General features: G+C 58.1%; 14 protein-coding genes. 7 read left to right on the top strand and 7 right to left on the bottom strand.

All coding sequences use genetic code 11. The features are described from left to right. Nucleotides 1-172: 172 nt before the first annotated feature. Nucleotides 173-1,462 carry a citrate synthase gene (gene gltA, locus CKW15_RS19995; RefSeq protein WP_095060805.1) on the top strand — a complete coding sequence of 430 codons (1,290 nt, stop codon included), beginning with the start codon at nucleotides 173-175 and terminating at the stop codon, nucleotides 1,460-1,462. A 1,043-nt stretch (nucleotides 1,463-2,505) separates the two neighbouring features. On the opposite strand, the gene CKW15_RS19985 is transcribed toward gltA, so the two are convergent. The 3 genes from CKW15_RS19985 to CKW15_RS19975 all read right to left on the bottom strand — a co-directional run bounded on the left by CKW15_RS19985 (nucleotide 2,506) and on the right by CKW15_RS19975 (nucleotide 5,608). Beyond that, complete coding sequence (locus tag CKW15_RS19985) at nucleotides 2,506-4,164, bottom strand: cation acetate symporter (protein ID WP_095060803.1); 1,659 nt, start codon at nucleotides 4,162-4,164, stop codon at nucleotides 2,506-2,508. Beyond that, nucleotides 4,161-4,472, bottom strand: coding sequence for a DUF485 domain-containing protein (locus CKW15_RS19980; protein WP_095060801.1), 312 nt, complete (start codon nucleotides 4,470-4,472; stop codon nucleotides 4,161-4,163). The genes CKW15_RS19985 and CKW15_RS19980 overlap by 4 nt, the downstream gene beginning before the upstream one ends. Nucleotides 4,473-4,756: 284 nt before the next feature. After that, on the bottom strand, nucleotides 4,757-5,608 hold the full coding sequence (locus tag CKW15_RS19975) for a glycine betaine ABC transporter substrate-binding protein (protein WP_095060800.1): 852 nt from the start codon (nucleotides 5,606-5,608) through the stop codon (nucleotides 4,757-4,759). A 287-nt stretch (nucleotides 5,609-5,895) separates the two neighbouring features. On the opposite strand from CKW15_RS19975, the gene CKW15_RS19965 reads away from it, so the two are divergent. Next, on the top strand, nucleotides 5,896-7,491 hold the full coding sequence (locus CKW15_RS19965) for a beta (1-6) glucans synthase (protein WP_095060798.1): 1,596 nt from the start codon (nucleotides 5,896-5,898) through the stop codon (nucleotides 7,489-7,491). A gap of 126 nt (nucleotides 7,492-7,617) precedes the next feature. Here the strand turns inward: CKW15_RS19965 and CKW15_RS19960 are convergent, their stop codons facing one another. Further along, the gene (locus tag CKW15_RS19960) at nucleotides 7,618-7,983 is read right to left on the bottom strand and encodes a hypothetical protein (protein ID WP_095060796.1); all 366 of its coding nucleotides are present in this window, start codon (nucleotides 7,981-7,983) and stop codon (nucleotides 7,618-7,620) included. A 225-nt stretch (nucleotides 7,984-8,208) separates the two neighbouring features. Between CKW15_RS19960 and CKW15_RS19955 the strand changes: the two genes are divergently transcribed. Beyond that, nucleotides 8,209-9,507 carry a serine/threonine protein kinase gene (locus CKW15_RS19955; RefSeq protein WP_095060794.1) on the top strand — a complete coding sequence of 433 codons (1,299 nt, stop codon included), beginning with the start codon at nucleotides 8,209-8,211 and terminating at the stop codon, nucleotides 9,505-9,507. Further along, nucleotides 9,500-10,288 carry a VacJ family lipoprotein gene (locus tag CKW15_RS19950; protein WP_095060792.1) on the top strand — a complete coding sequence of 263 codons (789 nt, stop codon included), beginning with the start codon at nucleotides 9,500-9,502 and terminating at the stop codon, nucleotides 10,286-10,288. The genes CKW15_RS19955 and CKW15_RS19950 overlap by 8 nt, the downstream gene beginning before the upstream one ends. Before the next feature lie 60 nt (nucleotides 10,289-10,348). On the opposite strand, the gene CKW15_RS19945 is transcribed toward CKW15_RS19950, so the two are convergent. Next, nucleotides 10,349-11,263, bottom strand: a complete 915-nt coding sequence (locus tag CKW15_RS19945; protein ID WP_095060790.1) for a DUF808 domain-containing protein — start codon at nucleotides 11,261-11,263, stop codon at nucleotides 10,349-10,351. Between the two features lie 134 nt (nucleotides 11,264-11,397). On the opposite strand from CKW15_RS19945, the gene CKW15_RS19940 reads away from it, so the two are divergent. Then, on the top strand, nucleotides 11,398-12,003 hold the full coding sequence (locus CKW15_RS19940) for a TetR/AcrR family transcriptional regulator (protein WP_095060787.1): 606 nt from the start codon (nucleotides 11,398-11,400) through the stop codon (nucleotides 12,001-12,003). Nucleotides 12,004-12,116: 113 nt separating this feature from the next. On the opposite strand, the gene CKW15_RS19935 is transcribed toward CKW15_RS19940, so the two are convergent. Continuing rightward, nucleotides 12,117-12,575 carry a transposase gene (locus CKW15_RS19935; RefSeq protein ID WP_095060785.1) on the bottom strand — a complete coding sequence of 153 codons (459 nt, stop codon included), beginning with the start codon at nucleotides 12,573-12,575 and terminating at the stop codon, nucleotides 12,117-12,119. A 198-nt stretch (nucleotides 12,576-12,773) separates the two neighbouring features. Next, nucleotides 12,774-13,214 (bottom strand): heme-binding protein, encoded by a 441-nt coding sequence (locus CKW15_RS19930; protein ID WP_095061631.1) that lies wholly within the window; start codon nucleotides 13,212-13,214, stop codon nucleotides 12,774-12,776. Nucleotides 13,215-13,482: 268 nt separating this feature from the next. Between CKW15_RS19930 and gcl the strand changes: the two genes are divergently transcribed. Together gcl and hyi are read left to right on the top strand one after the other, a co-directional pair. Further along, entirely contained in the window at nucleotides 13,483-15,258 is a 1,776-nt protein-coding gene (gcl, locus tag CKW15_RS19925; RefSeq protein WP_095061633.1) for a glyoxylate carboligase, read from the top strand. A gap of 138 nt (nucleotides 15,259-15,396) precedes the next feature. After that, nucleotides 15,397-16,179, top strand: a complete 783-nt coding sequence (gene hyi, locus CKW15_RS19920) for a hydroxypyruvate isomerase (RefSeq protein WP_095061635.1) — start codon at nucleotides 15,397-15,399, stop codon at nucleotides 16,177-16,179. Nucleotides 16,180-16,278: the final 99 nt, after the last annotated feature.

Genomic DNA, 16,278 nt, shown 5'->3' with positions numbered 1-16,278 from the left:
GCGCAACTGACATAAAAGGCGTAAATGGCAGCCAATTTCGAGAAAAATGTCTGGTTAAAGCCTTTGGGAGCAAGACTTTAGGCAAATTGACATTCGAATTTATCTCACTATAGTGGTGCGGGCCCTGCGTGGGGGGTCTGTCTGATGATTTCAAGCATAAATAGGAGGCCACATGGCTGACAAAAAAGCGCAGTTGATCATCGAGGGCGCAGCCCCCGTCGAGCTGCCCATTTTAACCGGCACCGTTGGTCCCGATGTTATCGATGTTCGGGGTCTGACGGCCACGGGCCGCTTCACCTTTGACCCAGGTTTCATGTCGACCGCTTCGTGCGAGTCGAAGATCACCTATATTGATGGTGACAACGGCATTCTGCTGCACCGCGGCTACCCGATCGAACAGCTGGCTGAAAAGTCGGACTATCTGGAAACCTGCTACCTGCTGCTCAATGGCGAACTGCCGACCGCAGAACAGAAGGCCCAGTTCGTCAGCACCGTGAAGAACCACACCATGGTTCACGAGCAGCTGAAGACCTTCTTCAACGGCTTCCGTCGCGACGCCCACCCGATGGCCGTCATGTGCGGCGTAGTTGGCGCCCTCTCGGCCTTCTACCACGACTCCCTGGACATCAATAACCCGCAGCATCGCGAAATTTCCGCGATCCGCCTGGTTGCCAAGATGCCTACCCTGGCAGCGATGGTTTACAAGTACTCCATGGGCCAACCCATGATGTACCCGCGCAACGACCTGTCGTACGCGGAAAACTTCCTGCACATGATGTTCAACACCCCGTGCGAGATCAAACCGATCAGCCCGGTACTCGCCAAGGCCATGGACCGGATCTTCATCCTCCACGCCGACCACGAGCAGAACGCTTCGACCTCCACCGTCCGTCTGGCTGGCTCTTCGGGTGCCAACCCGTTCGCCTGTATCGCCGCCGGTATCGCTGCACTGTGGGGCCCTGCCCACGGCGGTGCCAACGAAGCCGTACTGACCATGCTCGATGAAATCGGCGATGTTTCGAACATCGACAAGTTCATCGCCAAGGCCAAGGACAAGAACGATCCGTTCAAACTGATGGGCTTCGGTCATCGCGTTTACAAAAACCGCGACCCGCGCGCCACCGTGATGAAGAAGACCTGCGACGAAGTGTTGAAGGAACTGGGCATCCAGAACGATCCGCAACTCGAACTGGCCATGCGCCTGGAAGAGATCGCCCTGACCGACCCGTACTTCATCGAACGTTCGCTGTACCCGAACGTCGACTTCTACTCGGGGATCATCCTCAAGGCGATCGGCATTCCAACCAGCATGTTCACCGTGATCTTCGCCCTGGCGCGGACCGTCGGCTGGATCTCCCACTGGAAAGAAATGCTCTCCAGCCCGTACAAGATTGGCCGTCCGCGTCAGTTGTACACCGGCTACGAGTCGCGTGATATCTCCAAGCTGGAAGACCGCAAGTAAGATCTGTCTTGCTGTAGCGTGTTGAGTTGCACCGGGAACGGCCTCTGCTTTTTATATAAAGAGCAGGAGGCCGTTTTTGTTTGTGCGCCTTTTTGATGGTGTACATATCCGTTTCTGCGGTTACGGCCGCTATTGGTTCCGCCCTTACGGCGGGTCACTTTGGAAAAGCCCCAAAGTAACCAAAGGGCTCTTGCCCCTGACATTCGGTGCCTCGCCGCGGCTCGGCATTCCCTCGCTCCGGTCCTGCTCCGTGGGCCCGCCGCCATCGGCCATCCATGGCCGGGGGCGGCTAAACCGGCATCCATGCCGGCTTGCCCACTGCGCAGAACCTCCTCTCGGCCTCACGAGGGGGCGTACACCGCAAAAGCGCCCGAGGCGGCCTACCGGCCGGCCTGGTTCTGATGTGTACGCGCTCTCCCTGTAGGAGCTGTCGAGTGCAACGAGGCTGCGATCTTTTGACTCTGTTTTTTTAAGATCGCAGCCTTCGGCAGCTCCTACGGAGTGATACATCCGCGAAATCAGGCCGGCAGGCAGGCCGCCATCGCTGGCAAGCCAGCTCCTACAATGGATCAGCGTACACCCACGCTCTTCACCACTCATCAGGCCGAGCGTTAGCTCGCCTTCCGCTTTTGATCCACCCGCCCCCTCGGGAGGCTGAGTGGAGGTGTTTATCCGGGGATTGGCGCACAGCGCCGTTCGACGCAATCGAGCTCATTGCATGTAGGTCGAAGCGAAGCCGACCGGAGGGCAATGCCCCCGGATGAATACCGGAGCGAAGGAACGCCGAGCCTTAGCGAGGGGCCGTACGTAAGGGACTCGCCGTAAGGGCGAAACCATAAGCCGCCGTCACCTGAATAACGGATATGTACTCAATCAACCAAGAACCAGGTCTGCCCGAAGGCCGCCATCGCTGGCAAGCCAGCTCCTACAGTAAATCGGCAACATCCAAAAATTCCGGCCGATTACCGCTCAATAAAAAAATGCCCCGATCTCTCGACCGGGGCATTCCATTCAACACATCTTAAACAGTCAAACCCAAACCCTTAGTGCGAAACAGCCCCACTCGCGCCCAGGCCAGTCTGCGAACGAACAAACTGCGGGAAGAACAGCGCCCGCTCATTGTCAGCCGCGGTCGACTTGTCAGTAATCGAGAAGAACCAGATCCCGACAAAGGCAATCAGCATCGAGAACAGCGCCGGGTACTCATACGGGAAGATAGCCTTCTCGTGATGCAGGATCTGCACCCAGATGGTCGGACCAAGCACCATCAGGCCTACAGCACTGATCAGGCCCATCCAGCCGCCGATCATCGCACCGCGGGTGGTCAGCTTCTTCCAGTACATGGAAAGCAGTAGGACCGGGAAGTTGCAGCTCGCCGCAATGGAGAACGCCAGGCCCACCATGAACGCAATGTTCTGGCTCTCGAACAGGATACCCAGACCAATTGCCAGCACCGCCAGCGCGATGGTGGTGATTTTCGAGACGCGGATCTCATCCTTCTCGTTGGCTTTGCCTTTCTTGATCACGCTGGCGTACAGGTCGTGGGAGACCGCCGAAGCACCGGCCAGGGTCAGACCGGCAACCACTGCCAGAATGGTCGCGAACGCTACCGCCGAGATGAAGCCCAGGAAGATACTGCCGCCTACCGCGTTAGCCAGGTGCACCGCCGCCATGTTGTTGCCGCCCAACAGCGCGCCAGCAGCATCTTTAAAGGCCGGGTTGGTGCTGACCAGCAGGATCGCGCCGAAGCCGATGATGAAGGTCAGGATGTAGAAGTAGCCGATGAAGCCGGTTGCGTACAACACGCTCTTGCGAGCTTCTTTAGCGTCACTCACGGTGAAGAAGCGCATCAGGATGTGTGGCAGGCCAGCGGTACCGAACATCAAGGCCAGACCGAGGGAGAACGCCGAGATCGGATCTTTCACCAGGCCGCCCGGGCTCATGATCGCTTCAGCTTTCGGGTGAACCTTGATCGCTTCGGAGAACAGCATGTTGAAGTCGAAGTTGACGTGCTTCATCACCATCAGCGCCATGAACGAAGCGCCGGACAGCAACAGAACCGCCTTGATGATCTGCACCCAGGTGGTCGCCAGCATGCCGCCGAACAACACGTACATGCACATCAGGATACCGACCAGGATCACTGCAACGTGGTAGTCGAGACCGAACAGCAGCTGAATCAGCTTGCCGGCACCCACCATTTGCGCGATCAGGTAGAACGCCACCACCACCAGCGAGCCGCACGCGGACAGCGAGCGAATCTGGGTTTGGCCCAGGCGATAGGACGCCACGTCGGCAAAGGTGTACTTGCCCAGGTTACGCAAGCGCTCGGCGATCAGGAACAGAATGATCGGCCAGCCCACCAGGAAGCCGATCGAGTAGATCAGGCCGTCGTAGCCGGAGGTGAACACCAGCGCGGAAATACCCAGGAAGGATGCTGCCGACATGTAGTCACCGGCAATCGCCAGACCGTTCTGGAAACCAGTGATCTTGCCGCCAGCGGCGTAGTAGTCAGAGGCCGAGTTGTTTTTCTTGGACGCCCAGTAAGTGATGCACAAGGTTGCGCCGACGAACGCCACGAACATAAGGATCGCGGCGACGTTCAGCGGTTGTTTCTGCACGGCGCCGGTCAGGGCGTCAGCCGCCCAGGCGCCCGGTGCGAAGGCTGCGATGCTCAACAGAGCCATTAGACGCCGGATCATTGCTGAGCCTCCTTGAGAATCGCATTGTTCAGGTCGTCGAACTCGCCGTTGGCGCGTTTTACATAGATGCCGGTCAGGATGAAGGCCGAGAGAATCAGGCCGACACCGATCGGAATGCCCCAGGTTATCGATGACTCAGGGCTGATTTTCGCCCCCAGTACATGCGGCCCGTAAGCAATCAAAAGGATGAATCCGGAGTAAAGCCCTAGCATGATCGCTGAAAGAATCCAGGCGAATCGTTCCCTCTTGCTAACCAGCTCCTTGAAGCGCGGGCTGTTTTGAATCGAGAGGTAAATGCTGTCGTTCATTGTTTTTATCCTCGCAGCACAGATTAAGTTGGAACGGTATCCACTCTATGCGGCTGCGGGGCAGGTTCCAGACGACCTTAGTCTTAGAACGCCATGACATATCTGCCAATTGCAGGAACGAGCTTGCTCGCGATGAATTTGGAGGCACCGAGTTTTTCCCGGCGGCACGCGTTAACGTTCACGCCCATCGCGAGCAAGCTCGCTCCTACAGAAAAGAAAAAGGGCCACTAGGCATAGAATGCCCAGCGACCCTGGAAGAGACTGACCTGAAGCATCAACTCAGATTATTTAATCCAGTCAGCCACACGTTCCGGGTGTTTAGCGACCCAGTCCTTCGCCGCCGCTTCAGGTTTGGCGCCATCCTGGATCGCCAGCATGACCTCGCCGATTTCGTCTTTCGAGGCCCACTGGAAGTGCTTCAGGAACTTGGCCACTTCCGGCGCTTTGGTTGCCAGCTCTTTGCTGCCGATGCTGTTGACGGTTTCAGCAGCGCCATACACGCCTTTCGGGTCTTCCAGGAAACGCAGTTTCCACTTGGCGAACATCCAGTGCGGCACCCAACCGGTCACGGCGATGGATTCGTTTTTCTTCTCGGCGCGCGTCAGCTCGGCAATCATGCCGGCGCCGGAACTGGCCTTGAGTTGATAACCGGTCAGGTCGTAATCCTTGATCGCCTGTTCGGTCTTGAGCATTACGCCTGAACCGGCGTCGATACCAACGATGCGGTTCTTGAAGGTGTCATCGGTTTTCAGATCGCCGACTGTCTTGGCTTTCACATACTCCGGTACGATCAAACCGATTTTCGCGTCTTTGAAGTTGGGGCCGTAATCGACAACCTGATCCTTGTTCTTGGTCCAGTAGTCACCGTGCGTCACTGGCAACCAGGCCGACAACATGGCGTCGAGTTTGCCGGTCGCCACGCCTTGCCACATGATCCCGGTGGCGACGGCTTGCAGCTTCACGTCATAACCGAGTTTCTGCTTGATCACTTCGGCGGCCACGTGAGTGGTCGCAACGCTGTCGGACCAGCCGTCAACATAACCGATGCTCAGGGTCTTGCTCTCGGCATTGGCGAATGTGGAGCCAACCGCAAGTACCAGAGCGGCACTCGCGCCTAAAAGTCGTCGCATCTTCATCGTTACTTCCCCGAAAGTGCTGCGCTCGACGGGTGCCGAGCCGCGTCAACGTATTGTTATGGTGCACAGCGCCTCCATCACGCCTCACCGCAAACTCGCTCCAACATCAGCGGAGTACTGACACAGCGATCATCAACCTCACGCTCTTGGCGACCTGCTCTGCCAGCGACCTCAAGCCATCGAGAAACGACATCAGAAAGCCATTAACCCTGAGCGCGACAAACACTGCGGCCAATCCGCCCGAACTTTGCATGTCAAAATCATGCAGGCCACCAAGCGCGCGGTAAATGCAGGTAACATGCGCCGCTTTGCTCCCACACGGCCTGACCATGTCCGCGATTTCCCGTTTCCCTTTCGCTGCTTATTTTTTCGCTTGCCTGCTGGGGCTGTTTGCGCTCTGCGGCTTTTGGTACGGGCTCGGTAAACCGGTGATTCTGCCGGACGTGGCCAGTGCCACGCACAAGTTGCAATGCGCCTCCTACACCCCATTCGATAAAGATCAGTCGCCGTTCGATGTGCCGTTCAATCTGCGCCCGGAGCGCATGGACGCCGATCTTGCACTGCTGTCCAAAAGTTTCGAATGCATCCGCACCTACTCCATGACTGGCCTCGAAGCCCTGCCGGACCTGGCGCGCAAGCATGGCTTGAAGCTGATGATCGGCGCCTGGGTCAACAGCAATCCGGTGGACACGGAAAAAGAGGTCGATTTGCTGATCGCCTCGGCCAATGCCAACGCCGATGTGGTGAGCGCAGTGATCGTCGGCAACGAAGCCCTCCTGCGCAAGGAAGTTACCGGACCACAACTGGCCAAGCTGATCAACAACGTCAAAAACCAGGTCAAACAACCTGTCACCTATGCCGACGTCTGGGAGTTCTGGCTCAAGCATCCGGAAATCGCCCCCGCCGTGGACTTCCTGACCATCCACTTGCTGCCCTACTGGGAAGACGATCCATCGAACATCGATGCCGCCCTGCAACATGTGGCCGAGGTACGCCAGGTGTTCGGCAACAGGTTCGCGCCCAAGGACGTGATGATTGGCGAAACCGGCTGGCCGAGCGAGGGCCGTCAGCGTGAAACCGCGCTGCCGAGCCGGGTTAACGAAGCCAAATTCATTCGCGGCTTTGTCACCCTGGCCGAGCAGCAAGGCTGGCATTACAACCTGATCGAAGCCTTCGACCAGCCGTGGAAACGCGCCAGCGAAGGTGCGGTCGGCGGTTACTGGGGATTGTTCGATGCTGACCGCCAGGACAAAGGCGTGCTGGCCGGGCCGGTGACGAACGTGCCGTACTGGTCGCAATGGCTGGTGGCGGGTGGTTTGATTTTCCTCGGCATTCTGCTTGTTGGCGGTCGGGTTCGCAGTACCCGTTCGGCACTGGTTCTTCCGTTGTTCGCCGCAGTCGCCGCCTGCTCGTTGGGCGCCTGGGGCGACCTGGCGCGGGTCACCACTCGTTTCAACAGTGAATGGCTATGGGTCGGCTTGCTGACCGTATTGAATCTGCTGATCATTGCCCACGCGGCGCTGACGCTGAGCTCACGCACCGGATGGCGTGAAAGCGCTTTCAACTTTTTGGAGCGCCACGCTGGATGGCTCGTCGCAGCTTCCGGTTTTGCAGCGGCAGTGATGATGCTGGAACTGGTGTTCGATCCGCGCTATCGCAGCTTCCCGAGCGTGGCGTTTATCGTGCCGGCACTCGTCTACCTGTGCCGCCCGGTGAGCGTGCCGCGTCGGGAGATTGCGCTGCTGACGTTCATTATTGGGGCCAGCATTGCACCGCAGTTGTTTCGTGAAGGGCTGCAGAATCAGCAGGCTTGGGGTTGGGCGCTGGTGAGTGTGTTGATGGTGGCTGCGTTGTGGCGGTGTTTGCGGGTTCGCAAGGCTTAAATTTGCAGCGCAGCTTGCGGCCCCATCGCGAGCAAGCTTGCTCCTACATTTGATTTTTGTCGCACGCCAATTTTGCGTTCGCTATAGATCTACTGCAGGAGCGAGCCTGCTCGCGATGGCAATCTATCAGGCGCTACGTGACGCCCGAACCAACCGCAACCCCGCGATCACCACCGCAAACACCGCCAACGTCGTGTTGTACAACGCCAGCGCAGGCAACCCACAAATCAGCGCCAGCACCGCCAGCCACCACCCTGCCCGACCCGGCACAACGAAGCCAACGATCGCAGCCGCCAATGCGGCCCAACCCAGGACGGCGAAGTGAATCATCAGGCCCAGGTTCGACCGTATCTGGCATTCCCAGCGGCTTGACTCATCGACGCAAATGCCCACCCACTGCGCATCTTCCATGAAGCCATAACGTGCGCCATAACTGGCGGCCAGCCAGACGGGCAGCAAAACAAGCAGCAGGATCACGGGCAGGCGGGACATGAATTACTCCAATGGGTGAAAAACGGCGGCCAGCTTAATCGCCCTTATGCTATTCGCAAGCTATAACAACAGTTTGCTAGTCATTCAATCGCTGCAAAGTGTATCGTCCAGCTACTATTACTTCGAAATCAGGCGTGTTTGGTGCCGACGCTTGGCACTTAGGCGCAAATCCGGTGGTCATAGCCTGCGACATTCAATCGGCACCTTCTTCTAAGGGATCTAGTCATGCTCCGTTCCTTGCGCTTCGCCGCCCTGTTTGGCGGCCTTATTTTGAGTGCGTCCGCACTGGCGGTCGATATCGACGCCGCCAGTTATGGCTATCCCCTCACCAATCCGTTTGAAGCGACCATCGCGACAACACCACCGGACTTGCGCCCGGAACTGCCGCTGGACGATGACATCGACCAGTCGACACTCAGCGTCACCCTGCGCCCGGAGCGGGCCTTCGAGCTGCCGGCGAATTTCTGGCCGGTGACGAAACTCGAATACCGACTCGCCACGCAGGACCATGCCGCACCGTTGATTTTCCTGATCGCCGGCACTGGCGCGCGCTATGACAGCAGCCTGAACGAATATTTGAAGAAGCTCTACTACAAGGCCGGCTACCACGTGGTGCAATTGTCGTCGCCGACCAGCTTCGACTTCATCAGCTCCGCTTCACGCTTCGCCACGCCGGGCATCACCAAGGAGGATGCCGAAGACATGTATCGGGTGATGCAGGCCATACGGGCACAAAACCCGAATCTGCCGGTCACCGACTACTACCTGACCGGTTACAGCCTGGGTGCGCTGGATGCTGCTTTTGTGGCGCACCTGGACGAAACCCGCCGCAGCTTCAACTTCAAGAAAGTCCTGCTGCTCAACCCGCCGGTGAACCTCTATACCTCGATCACCAACCTGGACAAGCTGGTGCAAACCGAGGTCAAAGGCATCAGTACTTCCACGACCTTCTATGAGCTGGTGCTGGACAAACTGACCCGCTACTTCCAGCAGAAGGGCTACATCGACCTCAACGATGCCCTGCTCTACGACTTCCAACAGTCCAAGCAGCATCTGAGCAATGAACAGATGGCCATGCTGATCGGCACATCGTTCCGCTTCTCCGCCGCCGATATCGCTTTTACCTCGGACCTGATCAACCGCCGCGGCCTGATCACGCCACCGAAGTTCCCGATCACCGAAGGCACCACCCTCACGCCGTTCTTCAAGCGTGCGCTGCAATGCGACTTCGATTGCTACATCACCGAACAGGTCATTCCGATGTGGCGCGCCCGCACCGACGGCGGCAGCCTGCTGCAATTGATCGACCAAGTCAGCTTGTATGCTCTGAAGGACTATCTGCGCGACAGCCCGAAAATTGCCGTCATGCACAACGCCGATGACGTGATTCTTGGACCAGGCGACCTGGGTTTCCTGCGCAAGACATTCGGCGACCGCTTGACCGTTTATCCGCTGGGCGGCCATTGCGGCAACCTTAACTACCGCGTCAACAGCGACGCCATGCTGGAGTTTTTCCGTGGCTAAATATCTCCTGCTTGTCACCGCGCTACTCTGTGCAGGCGTCGCCAATGCCGAAGACAGCAAAACCAACGCCCCCGTCGTGGTCGACAGTGACGGCTTCAAGGAACCGTTGAGTGAACTCAAGTTCAACCCGGGCCTGGATCAGCGCGAGTTCGAGCGTTCAACGCTCAATGCGCTGAACGTCTACGACCCGCTGGAAGAGTGGAACCGTCGTGTCTACCACTTCAACTATCGGTTCGACCAATGGGTGTTCCTGCCCGTAGTCAACGGCTATCGCTACGTCACCCCGAGCTTCTTGCGCACCGGGGTCAGCAACTTCTTCAACAACCTAGGCGATGTGCCGAACCTGTTGAACAGCTTGCTGCAACTCAAGGGCCAGCGCTCGATGGAGACCACCGCGCGACTGTTGCTCAACACCACCATTGGCGTCGCCGGTCTGTGGGACCCGGCAACCGCCATGGGCTTGCCGCGCCAGAGCGAAGACTTCGGCCAGACCTTGGGTTTCTATGGCGTACCGGGCGGCGCTTACATCGTACTGCCGATCCTCGGCCCGTCGAACCTGCGGGACACCGGTGGGTTGCTGGTGGATTACACCGCAGACTCCGCGATCAACTTCCTCAATGTTCCCGAAGTCAGCTCCAACCATCCGGAAGTCTGGATCCTGCGCGGCATCGACAAGCGCTACCAGACCAGCTTCCGCTACGGTCAACTGAACTCACCGTTTGAGTATGACAAAGTGCGTTACGTGTACACCCAGGCGCGCAAGTTGCAGATTTCCGAGTAATTCCAACGGTAAAAAATGTGGGAGCGAGCCTGCTCGCTCCCACATTGTTATGTGCTGTCTTCAGCCTTTCAGCGCTTTCCAGATCTTGCCGACAACCATCACACCGGCCAACACCACCGCACCCGCCACAATTCCCGCCGCCGCATTCAGCAACATCGGTACGATAAACCCTGCACCGCCCGCCCCTGCGCTGACACTTTCAATCCAGTGATGCACCACAGGCACACCGTGGGTCAGGATGCCGCCGCCGACCAGGAACATCGCCGCCGTGCCAATCACCGACAGGCTTTTCATCATGTAAGGCGCCGCCCGCAGAATGGCACCGCCGATGCTTTTCGCCATTTGCCCGGGCTTTTGGGTCAGCCACAGGCCCAGATCATCGAGCTTGACGATGCCCGCCACCAGGCCATAGACGCCGACCGTCATGATGATTGCGATGCCCGAAAGCACGATCACTTGCTGGGTCAACGGCGCATCGGCCACGGTGCCGAGGGTGATGGCGATGATTTCCGCCGAAAGAATGAAGTCGGTGCGCACGGCGCCTTTGATCTTGTCTTTCTCGAAGGCCACCAAGTCCGTGGCGGGATCGGCCACGGCTTCGACCAACTGCGCATGCTCGGCGGCATCCTCGGCCTTGCTGTGCAGAAACTTGTGGGCGATCTTCTCGAAACCCTCGAAGCACAGGTAAGCGCCACCAATCATCAGCAACGGGGTGACCGCCCACGGAACGAACGCACTGATCGCCAATGCCGAAGGCACCAGGATCAGTTTGTTGATGAACGACCCCTTGGCGACCGCCCAGACCACCGGGATCTCACGCTCGGCGCGCACGCCGCTGACTTGCTGGGCATTGAGCGCCAGGTCGTCGCCGAGCACGCCGGCAGTCTTCTTGGCGGCCATTTGAGTCATCAACGAAACGTCGTCCAGTACGGTGGCGATGTCGTCGATCAGCACCAGTAAACTGCTTCCTGCCATGAGTCGGGTTTCCTTCTTGAATAAATGCGATGCAGCATAGCGCGGCGCAACAGGCTACGGTGCATTCTTGAGCGCCGCGCGAGCCCGGTGATACCATGCGCAACCGCCAGAACAGGCAAGGAACCACCGGCTTTATGAGCACAATCCGCGAGCGCAACAAACAACTGATCCTGCGTGCCGCCAGTGAAGAATTTGCCGACAAAGGCTTCGCTGCGACCAAAACCAGCGATATCGCAGCCAAGGCGGGATTGCCCAAGCCCAACGTCTACTACTATTTCAAATCCAAGGAAAACCTCTACCGCGAGGTCCTGGAAAGTATCATCGAGCCGATTCTCCAGGCTTCCACGCCTTTCAATCCGGACGGCGTACCCAGTGAAGTGCTCAGCGGCTACATCCGCTCGAAAATCCGTATCTCCCGCGACCTGCCCTTCGCCTCCAAGGTGTTCGCCAGCGAAATCATGCACGGTGCACCGCACCTGAGCAGCGACCTGGTCGAACAGCTCAACGGCCAGGCCCGACACAACATCGAGTGCATCCAGACCTGGATCGACCGCGGGCAAATCGCCCCCATCGACCCTAATCACCTGATGTTCAGCATCTGGGCCGCGACCCAGACCTACGCCGATTTCGACTGGCAAATCAGTGCCATCACCGGCAAGGCCAGGCTGGATGAAGAAGATTACGAAGCGGCGGCGCAGACGATTATCCGGTTGGTGTTGAAGGGGTGTGAGCCGGATTGATGGACCGCGGTGCCTTCAATCGCTAGCAGGCTAGCTCCCACACTGGATCTGTGGCGCTCATAAAACCCTTGTGGGAGCTAGCCTGCTAGCGATGAAGACAACTCGATATCAGCTCAAACCCAGATAGCATCCCACAGCGGGTAGTCGCCAAGTTTCTCAACCAGCCCGGCCCGCAAAGGATTGGCCACGACATATCGCGCTACCCTCACCAGATCTTCCTCTCGTCGCAGTGCCCGATCATGAAAGCCTTTCTGCCAGAGAGTGACCTTGCGACCAGTAAACTGATTTACCGCTTTGGTGCTCATCGACTTGGTCTTCTGCATGAGGCCACACAATGATCCCTGCTGTAACTCAACCAGCCAATGAAAATGATCGGGCATGACAACCCAGGCCAATGAATTCGCCATGCCTTGATGCTGCGCATTTCTAAACTGATCCACGACCAAACGACCCAGGACAAAATTCTTGAATATCTGTTTTCGTCCAAACGTGTTGGTGGTCAATAGGTAAATCCGGTGGGTTTCAGCATAGCGACCACGCCGTAGGCGATGTGAAGCAGGTGAATCAGGCATTCCTTTGCCTCCTCCATGAATTGATCATGAGAAGGCTAGTTCGGCTGATTCGATCGAGACGTACAGACTTTTGGCAGGATGTGTCTGGGAAACAGCAATCGCTAGCAGGCTAGCTCCCACAGTTGATCACCGATACTCAGATAATCCCCTGTGGGAGCCAGCCTGTTGGCGATAGCGGTAGATCAATCAATACAAAACTTAAGCCACAACCCCCGCATCCGCCCTCAACCCCAACGCCTCAATGGCAGTGATCGCACACTGTTCATCAACGTCGGACAAATCCCCACTGATCCCTACCGCCCCCAGCACAGTGCCCGCCTGATCGCGAATCAACACACCGCCCGGTGCCGGCACGACGCTGCCCTGCCCCAGGCTGTTCAACGCGGCAATAAACGCTGGACGCTGCTGTGCATCCAGTGCCAATAGGCGTGAGCCCTTGCCCAGCGCGATGGCGCCCCAGGCTTTGCCGATGGCGACTTGTGGGCGTATCAGGCTGGCGCCGTCTTCGCGTTGCAGGGAAATCAGATGCCCGCCGGCATCCAGTACTGCGACGGTCAAGGGAGCCGCGGAGATTGCACGCCCGGCGGTGATGGCCTCGTTGACCAGGTTGACTGCGACTTTCAAGGTTAAAGCGCTCATGGTGCCGTCCTCATTTTGTTTTTGGGAAAGTCGTGGGGCTGCGCCGTTGTGCCGCAGACCGATGCAACAAATAGAACACAATGAGTTATTTTTTTGTATACAATAATTCTCGAAAAGCGCCGCATGCGACGAAAAGCCACAGTAGAACGGGCTTCCGACGAATGAAACAAGCGCTTGAGAAAATGGATTGACCTGCGCCGTCCGCCGTGAATACACTCTGCGCAAAGCCACTTGTATACAATTACAAAACGTAAAGAGGCACAAAACCATGAGCAAAATGAGAGCAATCGAAGCCGCCGTTCTGGTGATGCGCCGTGAAGGGGTTGATACCGCTTTTGGCATCCCGGGTGCCGCCATCAACCCGCTGTACTCCGCCCTGCAAAAGGTCGGCGGCATCGATCACGTACTCGCTCGCCACGTTGAAGGCGCCTCGCACATGGCCGAGGGCTACACCCGCACCAAGGCCGGCAACATCGGCGTGTGCATCGGGACTTCCGGCCCTGCCGGTACCGACATGGTCACCGGGCTCTACAGCGCCTCGGCCGACTCGATTCCAATCCTCTGCATTACCGGCCAGGCACCCCGCGCCCGTATGCACAAGGAAGACTTCCAGGCTGTCGACATCACCACCATCGTCAAGCCAGTGACCAAGTGGGCAACCACCGTCATGGAACCGGGCCAGGTGCCTTACGCGTTCCAGAAAGCCTTTTATGAAATGCGCTCCGGCCGTCCAGGCCCGGTGCTGATCGACCTGCCGTTCGACGTGCAGATGGCCGAAATCGAATTCGACATCGATGCTTACCAGCCGCTGCCTTTGGCCAAGCCGAGCGCTAGCCGCGTTCAGGTTGAAAAAGCCTTGGCCATGCTGGATCAGGCCGAGCGTCCATTGCTGGTCGCCGGTGGTGGCATCATCAACGCCGATGCCAGCGATCTGCTGGTCGAGTTCGCTGAACTGACGGGCATCCCGGTCATCCCGACCCTGATGGGCTGGGGCACCATCCCGGACGATCACCCGCTGATGGTGGGCATGGTTGGCTTGCAGACTTCGCACCGCTACGGCAACGCGACCATGCTCAAATCCGACGTGGTTCTGGGTATCGGTAACCGTTGGGCCAACCGTCATACCGGTTCGGTCGATGTGTACACCGAAGGCCGCAAATTCATTCACGTCGACATTGAAGGCACTCAGATCGGCCGCGTGTTCACGCCGGACCTGGGTATCGTTTCCGACGCCGCTGCCGCACTGACCGTGTTCATCGAAGTCGCTCGCGAATGGCAAGCCGCCGGCAAACTCAAAAACCGCAGCGCCTGGCTGCAAGACTGCCAGCAGCGTAAAGCCAGCCTGCAGCGCAAGACTCACTTCGACAACGTGCCGGTGAAACCGCAGCGCGTTTACGAAGAGATGAACCAGGTGTTCGGCAAAGACACTTGCTACGTCAGCACCATCGGTCTGTCGCAGATTGCCGGCGCGCAGTTCCTGCACGTCTACAAGCCACGTCACTGGATCAACTGCGGTCAGGCGGGCCCTCTGGGCTGGACCATTCCGGCAGCACTGGGTGTGGTCAAGGCTGATCCGAACCGTAAAGTCGTGGCCCTGTCGGGTGACTATGACTTCCAGTTCATGATCGAAGAATTGGCGGTGGGCGCGCAGTTCAAGCTGCCGTACATTCATGTTGTCGTGAACAACTCGTACCTGGGTCTGATCCGTCAGGCGCAGCGCGGTTTCGACATGGACTACTGCGTGCAGCTGTCCTTCGACAACCTGAACGCGCCGGAACTCAACGGCTACGGTGTGGACCACGTCGCAGTTGCCGAAGGCCTCGGCTGCAAGGCACTGCGTGTGTTCGAACCGTCCCAGATCCAGCCTGCCCTGCGCAAGGCTCAGGAACTGATCGAAGAGTTCAAGGTGCCGGTGATCGTCGAGATTATCCTGGAACGTGTGACCAACATTTCCATGGGTACCGAGATCAACGCCGTCAACGAATTCGAAGACCTGGCGCTCGTCGGCAACGACGCACCGACTGCGATTTCGTTGCTTGATTAATAGCTGCTCGCTCCCTCTGTAGGAGCCGGCTTGCTGGCGATAGCGGCGCATCAATCGCCATTGATGTGACTGACATAACGCCATCGCCAGCAAGCCGGCTCCTACAAGGGGGGCCTTACACATTTACGGGAGACCACCATGCCGCGTTTCGCAGCCAACCTGTCCATGCTGTTCACCGAACAGGACTTTCTTGCCCGTTTCGAAGCGGCCGCCAAGGCCGGTTTCAGTGGTGTCGAGTACCTGTTCCCTTATGACTTCAGCTCTGCCGAAATCAAGGCCCAGCTCGACGCTCACGGCCTGACCCAAGTGCTGTTCAACCTGCCGGCCGGTGACTGGGCCAAGGGCGAGCGCGGTATCGCGTGCCTGCCGGACCGTATCGAAGAGTTCCGCGCCGGTGTCGACCTGGCCATCGCCTACGCAAAGGTGCTGGGCAATACGCAGATCAACTGCCTGGCCGGTATTCGTCCGCAGGGTTTTGACGATGCCACCGTCGAGAAAACCTTCGTCGACAACCTCAAGTTTGCGGCCGACAAGCTGCAAGCGGCAGGTATCAAGCTGGTGATGGAAGCGATCAACACGCGTGACATCCCGGGTTTCTACCTGAACAACACGGCGCAAGCCCTGTCGATTCGCGAGCAGGTCGGCAGCGCCAACCTGTTCCTGCAATACGACATCTATCACATGCAAATCATGGAAGGCGATCTGGCCTGCACTCTGCAATCGCATCTGGGCGAGATCAACCATGTACAGCTCGCGGACAACCCGGGGCGCAACGAACCAGGCACCGGTGAAATCAACTACCGCTTCCTGTTCGAACACCTGGACCGCATTGGTTACCAGGGTTGGGTCGGTTGCGAATACAAGCCGCTGACCACCACTGAAGCGGGCCTGGGCTGGTTGAAAACCCATAACGCGATCTAACACAAATCCCTGTAGGAGCCGGCTTGCCGGCGATGGCATCACCGCGGTGTATCAGACAGACCGTGTCGCCTGGATCGCCAGCAAGCCGGCTCCTAACAA

The organism is Pseudomonas sp. Irchel s3b5 (genome assembly GCF_900187435.1).
Classification (GTDB): Bacteria; Pseudomonadota; Gammaproteobacteria; order Pseudomonadales; family Pseudomonadaceae; genus Aquipseudomonas.
The sequence above is the reverse complement of the archived record's forward strand: the minus strand, read 5'-3'. Positions and strand labels throughout refer to the sequence as shown.